This window comes from Pseudomonas sp. B40(2017), from assembly GCF_002112855.1.
Taxonomy (GTDB): Bacteria; Pseudomonadota; Gammaproteobacteria; order Pseudomonadales; family Pseudomonadaceae; genus Aquipseudomonas; species Aquipseudomonas pharyngis.
Window position 1 is genome coordinate 409,146 of record NZ_NEIT01000003.1, and the last position, 13,359, is coordinate 422,504.

General features: G+C 60.4%; 15 protein-coding genes. 3 read left to right on the forward strand and 12 right to left on the reverse strand.

Going from position 1 to position 13,359, the window contains the following annotated elements:
- Positions 1-28 precede the first annotated feature (28 nt).
- The 3 genes from minE to minC form a co-directional block, all read right to left on the reverse strand.
- The gene (gene minE / locus CAF76_RS09345) at positions 29-283 is read right to left on the reverse strand and encodes a cell division topological specificity factor MinE (protein ID WP_007960071.1); all 255 of its coding nucleotides are present in this window, start codon (positions 281-283) and stop codon (positions 29-31) included.
- Positions 283-1,095, reverse strand: coding sequence for a septum site-determining protein MinD (gene minD, locus CAF76_RS09350; RefSeq protein ID WP_039769880.1), 813 nt, complete (start codon positions 1,093-1,095; stop codon positions 283-285). The genes minE and minD overlap by 1 nt, the downstream gene beginning before the upstream one ends.
- Before the next feature lie 169 nt (positions 1,096-1,264).
- The gene (gene minC, locus CAF76_RS09355) at positions 1,265-2,002 is read right to left on the reverse strand and encodes a septum site-determining protein MinC (protein ID WP_039769884.1); all 738 of its coding nucleotides are present in this window, start codon (positions 2,000-2,002) and stop codon (positions 1,265-1,267) included.
- Positions 2,003-2,119: 117 nt separating this feature from the next.
- Between minC and CAF76_RS09360 the strand changes: the two genes are divergently transcribed.
- Together CAF76_RS09360 and CAF76_RS09365 are read left to right on the forward strand one after the other, a co-directional pair.
- Positions 2,120-3,052 carry a lipid A biosynthesis lauroyl acyltransferase gene (locus CAF76_RS09360; protein WP_064594584.1) on the forward strand — a complete coding sequence of 311 codons (933 nt, stop codon included), beginning with the start codon at positions 2,120-2,122 and terminating at the stop codon, positions 3,050-3,052.
- Between the two features lie 36 nt (positions 3,053-3,088).
- Positions 3,089-4,261, forward strand: coding sequence for a patatin-like phospholipase family protein (locus CAF76_RS09365; protein ID WP_085649362.1), 1,173 nt, complete (start codon positions 3,089-3,091; stop codon positions 4,259-4,261).
- A 123-nt stretch (positions 4,262-4,384) separates the two neighbouring features.
- Here CAF76_RS09365 and CAF76_RS09370 read toward each other — a convergent pair whose 3' ends face one another.
- The 9 genes from CAF76_RS09370 to puuE all read right to left on the reverse strand — a co-directional run bounded on the left by CAF76_RS09370 (position 4,385) and on the right by puuE (position 12,457).
- Positions 4,385-5,170 (reverse strand): outer membrane protein OmpK, encoded by a 786-nt coding sequence (locus CAF76_RS09370; RefSeq protein WP_085649363.1) that lies wholly within the window; start codon positions 5,168-5,170, stop codon positions 4,385-4,387.
- 30 nt (positions 5,171-5,200) lie between these two features.
- Positions 5,201-5,542: a hypothetical protein gene (locus CAF76_RS28650; protein WP_129973340.1), complete on the reverse strand. Its 342-nt coding sequence runs from the start codon at positions 5,540-5,542 to the stop codon at positions 5,201-5,203.
- Position 5,543: 1 nt separating this feature from the next.
- Positions 5,544-6,329 carry an outer membrane protein OmpK gene (locus tag CAF76_RS09375; RefSeq protein ID WP_085649364.1) on the reverse strand — a complete coding sequence of 262 codons (786 nt, stop codon included), beginning with the start codon at positions 6,327-6,329 and terminating at the stop codon, positions 5,544-5,546.
- 87 nt (positions 6,330-6,416) lie between these two features.
- The gene (locus CAF76_RS09380) at positions 6,417-7,775 is read right to left on the reverse strand and encodes a nucleobase:cation symporter-2 family protein (RefSeq protein ID WP_085649365.1); all 1,359 of its coding nucleotides are present in this window, start codon (positions 7,773-7,775) and stop codon (positions 6,417-6,419) included.
- A 168-nt stretch (positions 7,776-7,943) separates the two neighbouring features.
- The gene (locus CAF76_RS09385) at positions 7,944-9,257 is read right to left on the reverse strand and encodes a urate hydroxylase PuuD (protein ID WP_085649366.1); all 1,314 of its coding nucleotides are present in this window, start codon (positions 9,255-9,257) and stop codon (positions 7,944-7,946) included.
- A gap of 51 nt (positions 9,258-9,308) precedes the next feature.
- Positions 9,309-9,812, reverse strand: a complete 504-nt coding sequence (locus CAF76_RS09390; RefSeq protein ID WP_011333190.1) for an ureidoglycolate lyase — start codon at positions 9,810-9,812, stop codon at positions 9,309-9,311.
- Between the two features lie 120 nt (positions 9,813-9,932).
- Positions 9,933-10,928, reverse strand: coding sequence for an allantoicase (alc, locus tag CAF76_RS09395; protein ID WP_007960036.1), 996 nt, complete (start codon positions 10,926-10,928; stop codon positions 9,933-9,935).
- 90 nt (positions 10,929-11,018) lie between these two features.
- Positions 11,019-11,534: a 2-oxo-4-hydroxy-4-carboxy-5-ureidoimidazoline decarboxylase gene (uraD, locus tag CAF76_RS09400; RefSeq protein WP_039769895.1), complete on the reverse strand. Its 516-nt coding sequence runs from the start codon at positions 11,532-11,534 to the stop codon at positions 11,019-11,021.
- Positions 11,531-12,457: an allantoinase PuuE gene (gene puuE, locus CAF76_RS09405; RefSeq protein WP_064594599.1), complete on the reverse strand. Its 927-nt coding sequence runs from the start codon at positions 12,455-12,457 to the stop codon at positions 11,531-11,533. The genes uraD and puuE overlap by 4 nt, the downstream gene beginning before the upstream one ends.
- Before the next feature lie 429 nt (positions 12,458-12,886).
- Here puuE and uraH point away from each other — a divergent pair, with 429 nt between their 5' ends.
- A complete protein-coding gene (gene uraH, locus CAF76_RS09410; protein ID WP_011333195.1) occupies positions 12,887-13,240 on the forward strand; it encodes a hydroxyisourate hydrolase in 354 nt (117 codons plus the stop codon).
- Positions 13,241-13,359 lie beyond the last annotated feature (119 nt).

The window sequence follows — 13,359 nt, forward strand, 5'->3', positions numbered from 1 at the left end:
GAGCCGCCGTCGTTCCTGCCGGATCGACTCAGCGGTCTGGCAGGGTGATGTTGAGTTCCAGAATCGAGCAGCTGCCCTGGCTTTCCAGTGCCACGTGCACGTCGTCGTTGCCGATGTTGACGTACTTGCGGATCACTTCCACCAGTTCCTTCTGCAAGGAGGGCAGGTAGTCCGGGGTGCTGCGCTGGCCGCGTTCATGCGCCACGATGATCTGTAGACGCTCTTTCGCGACCGAGGCGGTACTTGGCTTTTTGTTGGCACGAAAGAAGTCAAAAAGGTTCATTACCTACCTCCAAACAGACGCTCGAAGAATCCCTTCTTCTCGACATTCAGGAACCGGTGTTCTTTTTCCTTGCCCAGCAGGCGATCAACGGTATCGCTGTAGGCCTGGCCGGCGTCGCTTTGATCATCGAGGATCACAGGTACGCCCTGGTTGGAGGCCTTGAGCACGGCCTGGGATTCCGGGATGACGCCCAGCAGGCGTACGGCGAGGATTTCCTTGACGTCTTCGACGCCGAGCATTTCGCCTTTTTCGACGCGCTCCGGGTGGTAGCGGGTGATCAGCAGGTGTTCCTGGATCGGCTCTTCGCCGCGTTCGGCGCGACGGGACTTGCTGGCCAGCAGGCCGAGCATGCGGTCGGAGTCACGTACCGAGGAGACTTCCGGGTTGGTCACGACGATCGCTTCGTCAGCGAAGTACATGGCCAGGTGCGCGCCTTTCTCGATACCCGCCGGGGAGTCGCAGACGACGAAGTCGAATTGTTCCTTGAGCTCCATCAGGACTTTTTCCACGCCTTCGACGGTCAGCGCGTCTTTGTCGCGGGTCTGGCTGGCGGCCAGTACATAGAGGTTTTCCAGGCGCTTGTCTTTGATCAGGGCCTGTTGCAGGTTGGCTTCGCCGTTGACGACGTTGACGAAGTCATACACCACGCGGCGTTCGCAACCCATGATCAGGTCGAGGTTACGCAAGCCCACGTCGAAGTCGACGATCACTGTTTTGTGGCCGCGCAGAGCGAGGCCGGTACCGATAGCGGCGCTGGTGGTGGTCTTACCCACACCACCCTTGCCGGATGTAACCACGAGAATCTTGGCCAAGGTGTTTCACCCCTAAGGAAGAAGGACTGTTCAGCCCCTGAAAAACATCTCTAGAAAACTACTGCAGTCGGACAGCCTTGGCTGGAATTCGGCTTTTGGCCTTTTTCCTACTTCGTTTGAGCCGTTTTCGCTACGTTTTAGAGATGCTTGGAAAATGCGGCAGTATCCGTTAAAGCCGAATGATGTTCAACACGTCGCCCGACAGGCTGACCTGTACGCCCGAACCCCACATCGGATCGCGACGCAGGTCCTCGGAAACCTTGTAATGGCCTGCGATGGAGATCAGTTCAGCGCTCAATTGCTGACAGAAAATCCGCGCCTTGGTGTCGCCCTTGACCCCAGCCAGCGCACGACCGCGCATCGGGCCGTATACATGGATGTTGCCATCGGCGAGAAGTTCCGCCCCCGGGCTGACCGAGGAAACCACCACCAGATCGCCACCTTGCGCATATATCTGTTGGCCACCACGTACTGGCGTGGTGATGACGCGGGTCGGTTTGACGGCCGGCTCCGACGGCTTTTCCGGCTTCTTCGGGGCGACGGGTTCGGCTGCTTCCAGCGGTCGTTCGCGGGCGCCGGACGGCGGCAGCACCGGGATGTCGATGGCGATGGCGGCAGCGATGTCTTCGATGCGGCTGGCGCGGATCGCCAGGGTACGCAGGCCGTGCTGACGGCACACGCGCATCAGGCCCGGCAGGTCGACGGCGCCTTCGCTTGGCGGCAGTTTGTCCAGCGCCAGAACCAGCGGCGCGTTGCTGAAGAAATTCGGTGCCTGGGCGACTTTGGCGGCCAATTGCCGATCGAGGCTGTCCAGGTCGTTGCGGGACAGCTCCAGCACCGTAATGGCGAGCATGCTGCCCTTCAGCTGGAACACGGGATCTTGGTCTTTCGGTTCGGTTTGGCTCATGTCGGCATACAACGGCTTGTCACTAAAAGTGCCGAGACTTATAACGAGAACGCCCGCAGGCCGCAAGCCGGGTCGAACGATGTAGAATGCGCGGCCACTGTATTTACGGAAGCTTTAATGGATCGCCCGCGTTTTCGAAAAGCATTTCTTGCCCCACGCTTCTGGCCGCTCTGGTGCGGCCTCGGGCTGTTGTGGCTGACCGTGCAACTGCCGTATCCGGCGTTGCTGGCCATCGGTCGTTTTCTTGGTGCCCTGATGTATCGCTTCGCCGGCGACCGGCGGCGCATCGCCAAGCGCAATCTGGAACTGTGTTTCCCGGAAAAATCCGCCGCCGAGCGCAAGCGACTGCTCAAGGAAAACTTCGCCTCCACCGGCATCGCCTTCTTTGAAATGGCGATGAGCTGGTGGTGGTCGCGTCAGCGTCTGGCGAAACTGGCCCACGTCGAAGGCCTGGAGCATTTGCAAAAGGCCCAGCGCGAAGGCAAGGGCGTGATTCTGATGGCGGTGCATTTCACCACCCTGGAAATCGGCGCGGCGCTGCTCGGCCAGCAACACACCATCGACGGCATGTACCGCGAACACAAGAACCCGCTGTTCGACTTCGTCCAGCGTCAGGGCCGCGAGCGGCACAATCTTGATTCGCTGGCGGTGGAACGTGACGACGTGCGCGGCATGCTCAAACTGCTGCGCGCGGGTCGGGCGATCTGGTACGCGCCGGATCAGGATTACGGCGCCAAGCAGAGCATCTTCGTGCCGCTGTTTGGTATTCAGGCCGCGACCGTCACCGCCACCAGCAAGTTCGCCCGGTTGGGCAAGGCACTGGTGGTGCCGTTCACCCAGGAACGTCTGGCGGACGGCAGCGGTTATCGTCTGGTGATCCATCCGCCGCTGGAAGGTTTCCCGGGCGAGACCGAAGAAGAAGATTGCATCCGCATCAATCAGTGGGTCGAAGGCGTGTTGCGTGAGTGCCCCGAGCAATACCTGTGGGCACACCGGCGATTCAAGAGCCGGCCACCGGGCGAGCCGAAGCTGTACGCCAAACGCGGTTGATTCGACCCATCCCCACAAGCACCACGGAGCGTTGCGATGAGCCCAGCTGAACCGGTCACAGGTTTGATTCTTTCCGGCGGCGGGGCTCGGGCGGCGTATCAGGTGGGGGTGCTGGCGGCGATTGCCGAATTGTTGCCGCTGGGGGCGGACAATCCGTTTCCGGTGATTGTCGGCACCTCCGCCGGGGCGATCAACGCGGTCAGCCTGGCCAGTGGCGCTACGGATTTTCGCGCCGCCATCGAACGCCTGACGCTGTTCTGGCAAGGCTTTCGCAGCCATCGCGTGTTGCGCAGCGACTGGCCAGGGGTGATCCGCCAGGCCAGTCGTTTCGTCAGCCACAGCCTGTTGGGCATGGGCCGGCAACTGCCGGTGGCGCTGCTCGACAGCTCGCCGCTGCGTCATCTTCTCAACGAAAAACTGCACCTGCCCGGCATCGCCGAGTCCATCGCGCGCAAGCAATTGCACGCGGTGGCAGTGACGGCGTTCGGCTACGAGTCCGGGCAAGCCGTGACCTTCTACCAGGGCGGCGGCACCATCGACTCCTGGCTGCGTCATCGGCGCATCGGCGTACCGACGCAGTTGTCGGTGGAGCACTTGCTGGCCAGTTCGGCGATCCCGCTGTTGTTCGCGCCGGTGAAGATCGGCGATGAATATTTCGGTGATGGCGCGGTGCGGCAATCGGCACCGATCAGCCCGGCGCTGCACCTGGGCGCGAGCCGGGTGCTGGTGGTGGGTGTCAGCGGCAACCCGCGCGGTTTCGATCCGGCGCAACCGCTGGAGCGCGCCTATACCGGGCAGCAGCCGACGCTGGCGCAGATCGGCGGGCACATGCTCAACAGCACCTTCATTGATAGCCTGGAAAGCGACATTGAGCTGCTTCAGCGTCTGAACCAGTTCAGTCATCTGATGCCCGAAGGCACACCGACCCGCGCTCTGGGTGTGGCGCCGGTGGAAGTGTTGGTGATTTCACCAAGTCAGCCGATCGATGAAATCGCGGCGCGGCATCGTCAGGAATTGCCGGCGGCGTTGCGGCTGTTCTTGCGTGGGCCGGGAGCGACCAAAACGAGCGGGGCAGGGGTGTTGAGTTACTTGCTGTTCGAGGCGGGGTATTGCAGCGAATTGATCGACCTGGGGCGGCGCGATGCCTTGGCCAAGCGCGATGAGCTGTGCCGGTTTCTCGGGATTGGCGAGGCGGTGGCTCCCGCTTGAGATTTGTGGTGCCGCCATTCGCGAGCAAGCCCGCTCCCACACTGGTTTTGTGAACGACACAAAACCAGTGTGGGAGCGGGCTTGCTCGCGAAGGCGTCCTTTCAGACGCCACTGACACCAGGATCAGAAGTGGAACTTCACCAGGAAGCTCGTGGTGCTCTGATCGGTCTTGAAGTACTGGCTGTCCTTGATCCCGTACTTGTCCGACCAGTAGTCGTACTCGACACCCACATACAGCTGCTTCTCGCCAATGCTCAGCGCCTTGCCTAGGTCGTATTTGACCTGTGGGTTGAAGTGCAGGTTGGCGTGGTAATCGCCTTTGGAGTTGGAGTCGTTGTCGACCACCCAGTCCATGAAGCCGTCGATCAGGATGTTCGAGTCGCCGACCGGAATCGTGTAGGACCAGACCGGGGTGATCTGCCAGACGTTGTCACCGGCGCGGGAGCCTTCGGTGTGGCGCTGGTAGAAGTTCAGCTGGAAGTAGTCGAAGCCCGGGATCGCCAGGTCAAAGCCTGGACCGATCAGGTACGACTCGGTATCGCCTTCACCGAATTCGTAGGTCATGGCCAGCAGTATGTCGGTGACCGGACCGAAAGCCAGTTTCTGATCGAAGATCTTGCCGAACGACAGACGCGGGCTGATTTCGCCGTAGTAGGTGTTCGAACCCACACCGCCGTCATCCTTGCCGTTGTAGAAGATCTTGTCGACGAACACGAAGTTGTCGCCGTACTTCCAGGCATCGGCGTGTTCGAAGGTGACGGTCTGCTGAATGCGCGGGTTGACCTGGAAATCCTTGCCATAGAGGTAGGTCAGGCTGTTGTTCTGCCATTGCAGCAGGCCGTCGGCCATGGCCTGACCCCCTGCCAGCAGCGATCCCGCAAGCATCAGGCTGGTGCACATACGTTTCATTCGGTTGCTCCCAAAGTAGGTGTTCCACGTTTATTTTTTTGAGTCGGCGCTCTGGTGTGGCGCCTTTTTTCGTTGCAGCAAAAAATCATCCATCCGGTCAGCTTTCATGCTGTTAGCAAGAGCTGAGCCAAGGCTTTTCGAAAAGCAAAAAAACGCCCGTCGGCTGCTGAAAAACAGTCGATTGAGCGTGTTTTCGGGATGCCTCGGTACTGACCGAAGCCTGGATAAGTTGGCTTTTCGGTCAGAAATTAAATTCGGGCTTTTTTTTAGACCGAATTCAGGAGGCCGCGGAGAATACTGACTCAACGGCCAGGCCTCAAGTGCCCCGCAACAGAGCACCGACGACAGGTACGGGGCACGGTTGCGGGTCATCTTAGAAGTGCACCTTGACCAGCAGGCTGGCGGTGTTCTGGTTGGTGTCGAAACTGTGGGTGTTTTCGACCCCGTATTTGTTTTTCCAGTAGCTGTATTCGGTGCCGACGTACACCTGCTTTTCACCCCAGCCGAGGGCTTTGCCCAGGTCGTATTTGATCTGCGGGTTGATGTGCAGGTTGGCGTGATAGGTGCCGCGCGAGTTCTGATCGTTGTCGACCACCCAGTCCAGATAGCCGTCGATCAACAGGTCGGAATTGCCCACGGGAATGCTGTAGGACCAGCCGGGAGTGATCTGCCAGACGCCATCGCCGGGGCGCGGGCCTTCGGTCTGGCGGCGGTAGAAGTTCAGGGTGAAATAGTTGAAGCCCGGCACCTTGAGGTCGAAGCCGGGGCCGATCAGGTAGGCCTCGCTGTCGCCTTCGCCGTACTCGTAGGTCATGGCCAGCAGTACGTCCTTGATCGGGCCGAACTCCAGCTTCCTGTCGAAGATCTTGCCGAACGACAGGCGCGGGCTGAATTCGCCATAGAACGCGTGGGGCCCTTTGTTGCGGTCTTCCTGGCCGTTGTAGAAGATCTTGTCGACGAACAGGAAGTTGTCGCCGTACTTCCACTTGTCGGCGTGCTCGAACGTCACCGTCTGCTGGATCGACGGGTTGATCGCGAAGTTCTTGCCGTACAGGTAGCTCAGGCTGTTGGTCTGCCATAGCAGTAAATCGCCGGCCATGGCTTGCGAGGCGGCCAGCAGGCCGCCACCCAACAACACGTTGGTTTGAGTCCGGATCATCTGTTGCTCCCTCTTGTTTTTATTGTTTGAGGCAAAGCTGTCGCGAGGGGGCAGGCTTGGGCGAGCCCCCTTTTTTTACTCTTCGGATCAGTGCGGGTGTGCGTGGCAGTCGTTGATCGCGGCGCGTTCGGTGCCGCCGAGGATGTTGAACAACAGGTTCAGCGTCAGCGCGCTGAGGGTGGCCATGGCGATCCCGCTGTGGGTGATCGGGCTCATCCACAATGGCAAGTGGGCGAAGAATTCCGGACGCACCACCGGGATCAGGCCCATGCCGATGCTCACGGCTACCAGCAATTGGTTGCGACGGTCGCCGATGTCGGCCTCTTGCAGAATCTTGATGCCGGTGGCCGCGACCATGCCGAACATCGCAATCGCCGCGCCACCGAGCACCGCCGGTGGAATCGACGCCACCAGGAACGCCGCTTTCGGCAGCAGGCTCAGGACGATCAGCAGACCGCCGGCGACGATGGTCACCGAGCGGCAGCGCACGCCGGTCATCTGCACCAGGCCGATGTTCTGCGCGAAGGAGGAGTGGGTGAAGGTGTTGAAGAAACCGGCGAAGAACGACGCGCCGGCATCACACAGCAGGCCGCGACGCAGCATGCGCGGGCAGACTTCCTGGCCGGTGATCTTGCCCAGCGCCAGAAACATCCCGGTGGACTCGACGAAGATGATCACCACCACCAGACACATCGACAGGATCGGTGCCAGTTCGAATTTCGGCATGCCGAAATGCAGCGGGGTGACGAACTGAACCCACGGCGCGTTGGCCATGCCGCTCAGGTCGACCATGCCGATGGCGCCGCAGAGCACGTAGCCCAGGCACATGCCGATCAGCACGGAAATATTGACCCAGAAACCGCGCATGAAGCGGTGGATCAACAGAATGGTGGCCAGCACCAGTGCGGCGATGGCCAGGTAAATCGGTGAACCGAATTGCGCAGCGGCGGCGCCGCCACCGGCCCAGTTCACGGCCACGGGAAACAGCGACAGACCGATCGAGGTGATGACCGTGCCAGTCACCAGAGGAGGGAAGAAGCGCACGACTCTGGACATGAACGGCGCGATGAGCATGCCGAAAAAACCGGCGGCGATGGTCGCGCCGAAAATCCCCTGCAGACCGATGCCCGGCATGCCGGCCATGGCGACCATGCTGCCGACGGCGGCGAAACTGGCGCCCATCATCACCGGCATGCGAATGCCCATCGGGCCGATGCCCAAGGACTGCACGATGGTGGCAATGCCGGCGACCAGCAGGTCGGCGTTGATCAGGAAGGCGATTTCTTCACGACTCAGGCCAGCGGCCTGTCCGATGATCAGCGGTACCGCGATGGCGCCGCCGTACATCAGCAGAACATGTTGCAGACCGACCAGGATCAGTTGCAAAAGGGGCAAACGCTGAATGGCGGGTGCGTCGGGGATGCGCGCTTTGGACAGCTCGGACATGCAACACCTCGGATCTTTTTTATTCTTGTGATTGAACAGCTGCCGGGTTGCTCACAGCTGTTTCTTTGCATCAGGTAAAACCGCGCTAAGGCGATTCGCGAGCAGGCTCGCTCGCACAGGAAATGCGTGATCTCTGTGGGAGCGAGCCTGCTCGCGAAGCTTTGTTGCTTAGTTGGTCTGGGCTCCCTGGGCGATCCATGCACCGATCAGATCACGTTCCTGCTGGGTCATCTGCGTGATGTTGCCCAGTGGCATGATCTGCGTGGTGATGGCTTGCGCCTGGATCCGTGCCGCGTTCTGGCGGATCTGCTCGGGGGTGTCGAACATCACACCGGCCGGTGCAGCGCTGAACAGCGGGCTGGTCGGTTTGGCCGAGTGGCAGACCGCGCAGCGTTCCTGGATCACCGAGTGCACCTTGTCGAAACCCGGGCCGGCATTGGACGCCTGCGCCGGAGCGGCAGCAGGAGCGGCAGGGGCTGCCGGTTGTGCCGCGTCAGCCGGTTTCGCGCCACCACCCAGCGCCGTTTCCGGCAGTGGCTGGTACTCGATTTTCGCAGGGGCCTTGGCCACGTCCGGAGCGGTCGACATCGGCGCCGGGCCGGTGACGTACGCCAGACTGATCATGCCCACCGCTGCCACTGGCAGGGTCCAGGCAAACTTGTGGCTGTCGTGACGGGTGTTGAAGTAGTGACGCACCAACACCGCCAGCACGGCGATCCCGGCCAGGATCAGCCAGTTGTACTGGCTGCCGTAGGTGCTCGGGAAGTGGTTGCTGATCATGATGAACAGCACCGGCAGGGTGAAGTAGTTGTTGTGACGCGAACGCAGCAGGCCTTTGGCCGGCAGCGCCGGATCCGGCGTGCGGTTCTCGGCGATCGCGGCGACCAGTGCGCGCTGGGCCGGCATGATGATGCGGAACACGTTGCCGACCATGATGGTGCCGATGATCGCGCCGACGTGCAGGTAGGCACCGCGACCGCTGAATACCTTGCTGAAGCCATACGCCGCGCCGATGATCAGCACGAACAGGATGAAGCCGAGCAGGGCCGGTTTCTTGCCCAGAGGCGAGTCGCAGAGGAAGTCGTAGATGAACCAGCCGGCGATCAGCGAACCGATGCCGATGGCCACGCCTTCAGGGCCGGTCAGGCCGCTGCCGGGTGCCACGAGGTAGAGCACGGGGTTGGAGTAGAACACCACGCACAGCAGCGCGATCCCCGACATCCAGGTGAAGTAGGCTTCCCATTTGAACCAGTGCAGGTTCTCCGGCATCGACGGAGGGGCCAGTTTGTATTTTTCCAGGTGATAGATACCGCCGCCGTGGATCGCCCACAGATCACCGGCCAGACCGGTTTTCGGGTTGACGCGGTTGAGGTTGTTCTCCAGCCAGACGAAGTAGAACGACGCGCCGATCCAGGCCACGCCAGTGATCATGTGAACCCAGCGCACGCTCAGGTTCAGCCATTCCAACAGATGTGCTTCCACAGTCTTTACCTCTCGCCTGTCACTCTTGTTGTCGAGTGATCAGACCTTCTCTTATTGGTGGGGGGCGAGGATCAAACGCTCATCCTCTTTGAAAAAATGCTCATCGCAGTTATTGCCTTTGCCACTGCGATCAACCACCAGGAAGTCATCCCGCTTTTCGATCGTCAGCACCGGGTGGTGCCAGACGCCGCGATGGTAATTGATGCCCTGCCTGCCGTTGGTGACGAAGGCGCGGACCAAGCCTGATACAGGTACATCGCCAAGTGGCGCGACCACGATCAGAAAGGGGTTGCCGAGCAGCGGAATGAAAGCCTGGCTGCCCAGCGGATGGCGTTCCAGCATGCTGACGGTCAGCGGCATGTCCTGCGCGTCGGCGCGGAAGATGCTGATGATCGCGTTGTCCTCAGGCGTCGCGGTTTCGACCGTCGCCAGTTTGTGGAAGCGCATGGTCGAACCGTTGTTGATCATGAAGTGATCGCTGCCGTCGGTTTCGATCACGTCACCGAAAGGGGCGAAGGCTTCTTTGGTCAGCGGTTCAATCGTCAGTGTGCGCATGCTGTTCTTCTTATCCGAATTCTGTGTTGTTGGTTCTGTTGCTATCGCTGGCAGGCCAGCTCCCACATCTGGAATACATTCCCTTGTGGGAGCCAGCCTGCTGGCGATCGGGTTCAGCGCTTATTTAGCGACCTTGCCCAGTACGCGCAGGCGGCTCACACCACCATCCGGGAACACGTTCAGACGGATGTGGGTGATCGGGCCCAGTGCCTTGATCTGCTCGACGAAGGTGTGTTCGGCGTGCATTTCCAGCTTCTGGCTTGGCAGCAGTTCACGCCAGAACAGCGACTGGGTTTCGATCTGGCTGTCGGTGCCGCCCTTGACGAACGCGCCCTGGATCGAGCAGGTGTCCGGGTAGTTGCCCTTGAAGTGCAGGGTGTCGACGATGATTTTTTCGATCTCGCCCGGGTGACCCAGTGCGACGATCACCCAGTCATTGCCCGGGGTACGACGACGTGCGGTTTCCCAGCCGTCGCCCATGTTGATGCCACGGCCCGGATTGAGGATGTTGCTCATGCGGCCGAAGTGTTCGTCGGAGCAGGCGAGGGCGCGGCCACCGTTGAGGGCTGCGGCGAGGTCGACTTGCTCGTTGTCGCCAACAGCGGACCAGTCGCGGAACGGAATGCCGTATACGCGCAGACGGGCCACGCCGCCATCCGGGTAGATGTTGAAGCGCAGGTGGCTGAACGCCTTGTCGTTGCTGATTTCGTGGTAGTGGTGGCTGTTGCCTTGCAGTTCGACGGCCGACAGCACTTCAGTCCACTGGGTGTTTTCGTCCGGCTCGCCCGACGCCAGGAAGCACGCTTCCAGCGAGGCCGATGGCGGGAAGTTGCCGGTGAAGAATGAAGTGTCGATGTCCACGCCTTTGATCGAACCCGGTACGCCCAGGCGGATCACCGCGCTGTCGTAGCCTTCGAAGCGCTTGCGGCGCGACTCCCAGCCGTCCATCCACTTGCCGTTGTCATCGAACACGCCCTCCTTCCACACGGCCGGGGTCGGCTGAAACAGACGATTGGCGTCTGCGAACCAGTCATCGGTGACCGAGATGATTTTGGTGCCCAGACGGGCATCGGCCAGGTTGACGAACTTCTCGAAAGGTACGGCGTAAGCTTTCATTCTTCTTGTCTGCCTTTAAATAAGTGGCTGGGGATGCTTGCAAGGCCCTGGGAAACGCAAGCGTTCTAGAGGTTTCTCGGGCCAGGCTTGCTAGAGAGTCAGTAATCGGAACAGGGCGATCTTGTTGATCTCCGCCAGCGCGCATTTGAACTCGGTGTCGACCGGGTTGTGAATGCGCGTTTCGAACGCCGCGAGGATCTGATGCCGGTTGCTGCCTTTTACCGCCATGATGAAGGGAAACTTGAACTTGGCTTTGTAGGCGTCGTTCAGCTCGGTGAAGCGCTGGAACTCTTCGGCCGTGCATTGGTGAATACCGGCGCCAGCCTGTTCATGGGTGCTGGCTTCGGTCAACTCGCCCTGGACGGCAGCTTTGCCGGCCAGGTCCGGGTGAGCGTTGATCAGTGCCAGCTGGCTGGCGTGATCGGCGCTCAACAGGATGTCGCTCATGCGCTGGTGCAGGGTTTCGATCTGGTCGATCGACGCGTCCTGGCCCAGGTCGAAGGCCTTCTCGGCCACCCATGGCGAATGTTCGTAGATGTCGGCGAAGGCTTTGACGAAGGCGTCGCGGCTCAGGGTCGACGGTTTCAGGGTTTGAAAGGTGCTCATTTGGCAGCCCCTTGGTACGGGTGGGTTTCGTGCCAGTGGCGCGCGATGTCGACGCGGCGGCTGAACCACACCTGTTCATGACTTTTAGCGTATTCGATAAAGCGCTTTAGCGAAGCCAGACGCGCCGGACGGCCGATCAGACGGCAGTGCAGACCGATCGACAGCATCTTCGGCGCTTCGGCGCCTTCGGCATAAAGCACGTCGAACGCATCCTTGAGGTATTCGAAGAAATCGTCGCCCTTGTTGAAACCCTGGACCTGGGTGAAGCGCATGTCGTTGGTGTCCAGGGTGTACGGGATCACCAGGTGCGGCTTGCCGGTCGGGTTGTTCGGTTCCCAGTAGGGCAGGTCGTCGTCGTAGGTGTCGCAGTCGTAGAGGAAACCGCCTTCTTCCATCACCAGACGACGAGTGTTGGGGCCGGTGCGACCGGTGTACCAGCCCAGTGGGCGCTCGCCGGTGAGTTCGGTCAGGATGCGGATCGCTTCGAGCATGTGCTCGCGTTCCTGCGCCTCGTCCATGTACTGGTAGTCGATCCAGCGGTAGCCGTGGCTGCAGATCTCGTGACCGGCCGCGACCATCGCGCGGATCACATCCGGGTGACGCTGGGCGGCCATGGCCACGGCGAAGATGGTCAGCGGAATGTCGAATTCCTTGAACAGTTTCAGGATCCGCCAGACGCCGGCACGGCTGCCATACTCGTAAAGCGATTCCATGCTCATGTTGCGCGCGCCTTGCAGAGGCTGGGCCGCGACCATTTCCGAGAGGAAGGCTTCCGATTCTTTGTCGCCATGCAGGATGTTGCGCTCGCCACCTTCTTCGTAATTGAGTACGAAGGACAGGGCGATCCGGGCATTGCCCGGCCAGTGTGGGTGAGGAGGGTTACTGCCGTAACCGATCAGGTCGCGTGGGTAGTCAGCGCTCACTGCAGTCTTCCTTCTTATTCGTTGACAGATTGTGTGGCGCCTTGAAGATGGGATGGCAGCTGGCGTCACAGCGATGGGCTGATTGTATACAACTTTATTCTCAATTTGTAAGCCTGAATTTTCGCATTTTTCACCGGCCGTCCTCTTTTGCTGATAAAGGCGAGAGCCTGCAAGAAATCTGCCTGATCAGTCAGCTAATGGATCAGAGGTTCAATGAATGCATGGTTCGAGGCCTGAGCAGCGGAAAATCGGCGGAGGCTGGGGGTGGGAGGAAAAATGTCGTTTTTATTGTGTACAATTTTTTTGAAAAGTGTCTTAATCAGTCGCTCGCCGCAGCTTTTCGTGCTCCGAAACGGTGCGGTCTCCTTTTCAACTGACTTCGGGAGGCGCGAGGTCTGACTGCTCCACGCAGGCAGGCGCGCAGAATCAATGGGACGTTTGACAACACACGTTTTGGACGCTGCACACGGTTGCCCGGGCAGCTCGATCAAGGTCGAGCTGTACCGCGTTGAAGGTTCGCACCTGGAATTGGTCGCCAGTGCGCTTACCAACAGCGATGGCCGGGTCGATGCGCCGCTGCTGCAAGGCGATGACTACCGTACCGGTGTCTATCAGGTTCAGTTCCACGCCGGCGATTACTACCGCGCCCGTGGCGTCCAGTTGCCGGAGCCGGCATTTCTGGACGTGGTGGTGCTGCGGTTCGGCATCTCTGCCGAACAGGATCACTACCACGTGCCGTTGCTGATCTCGCCTTACAGCTATTCCACCTATCGGGGCAGCTGACCCCCAAGCAGCTGCCCCTGCCGGGAAGCGACTGCGCATATAGCTTCTTTGGTCTTTCGCCCGCTCACACTGCGGGCTTTTTTTTGCGTTTCGAACCACCCCCGGCAGGCAGAGTCACG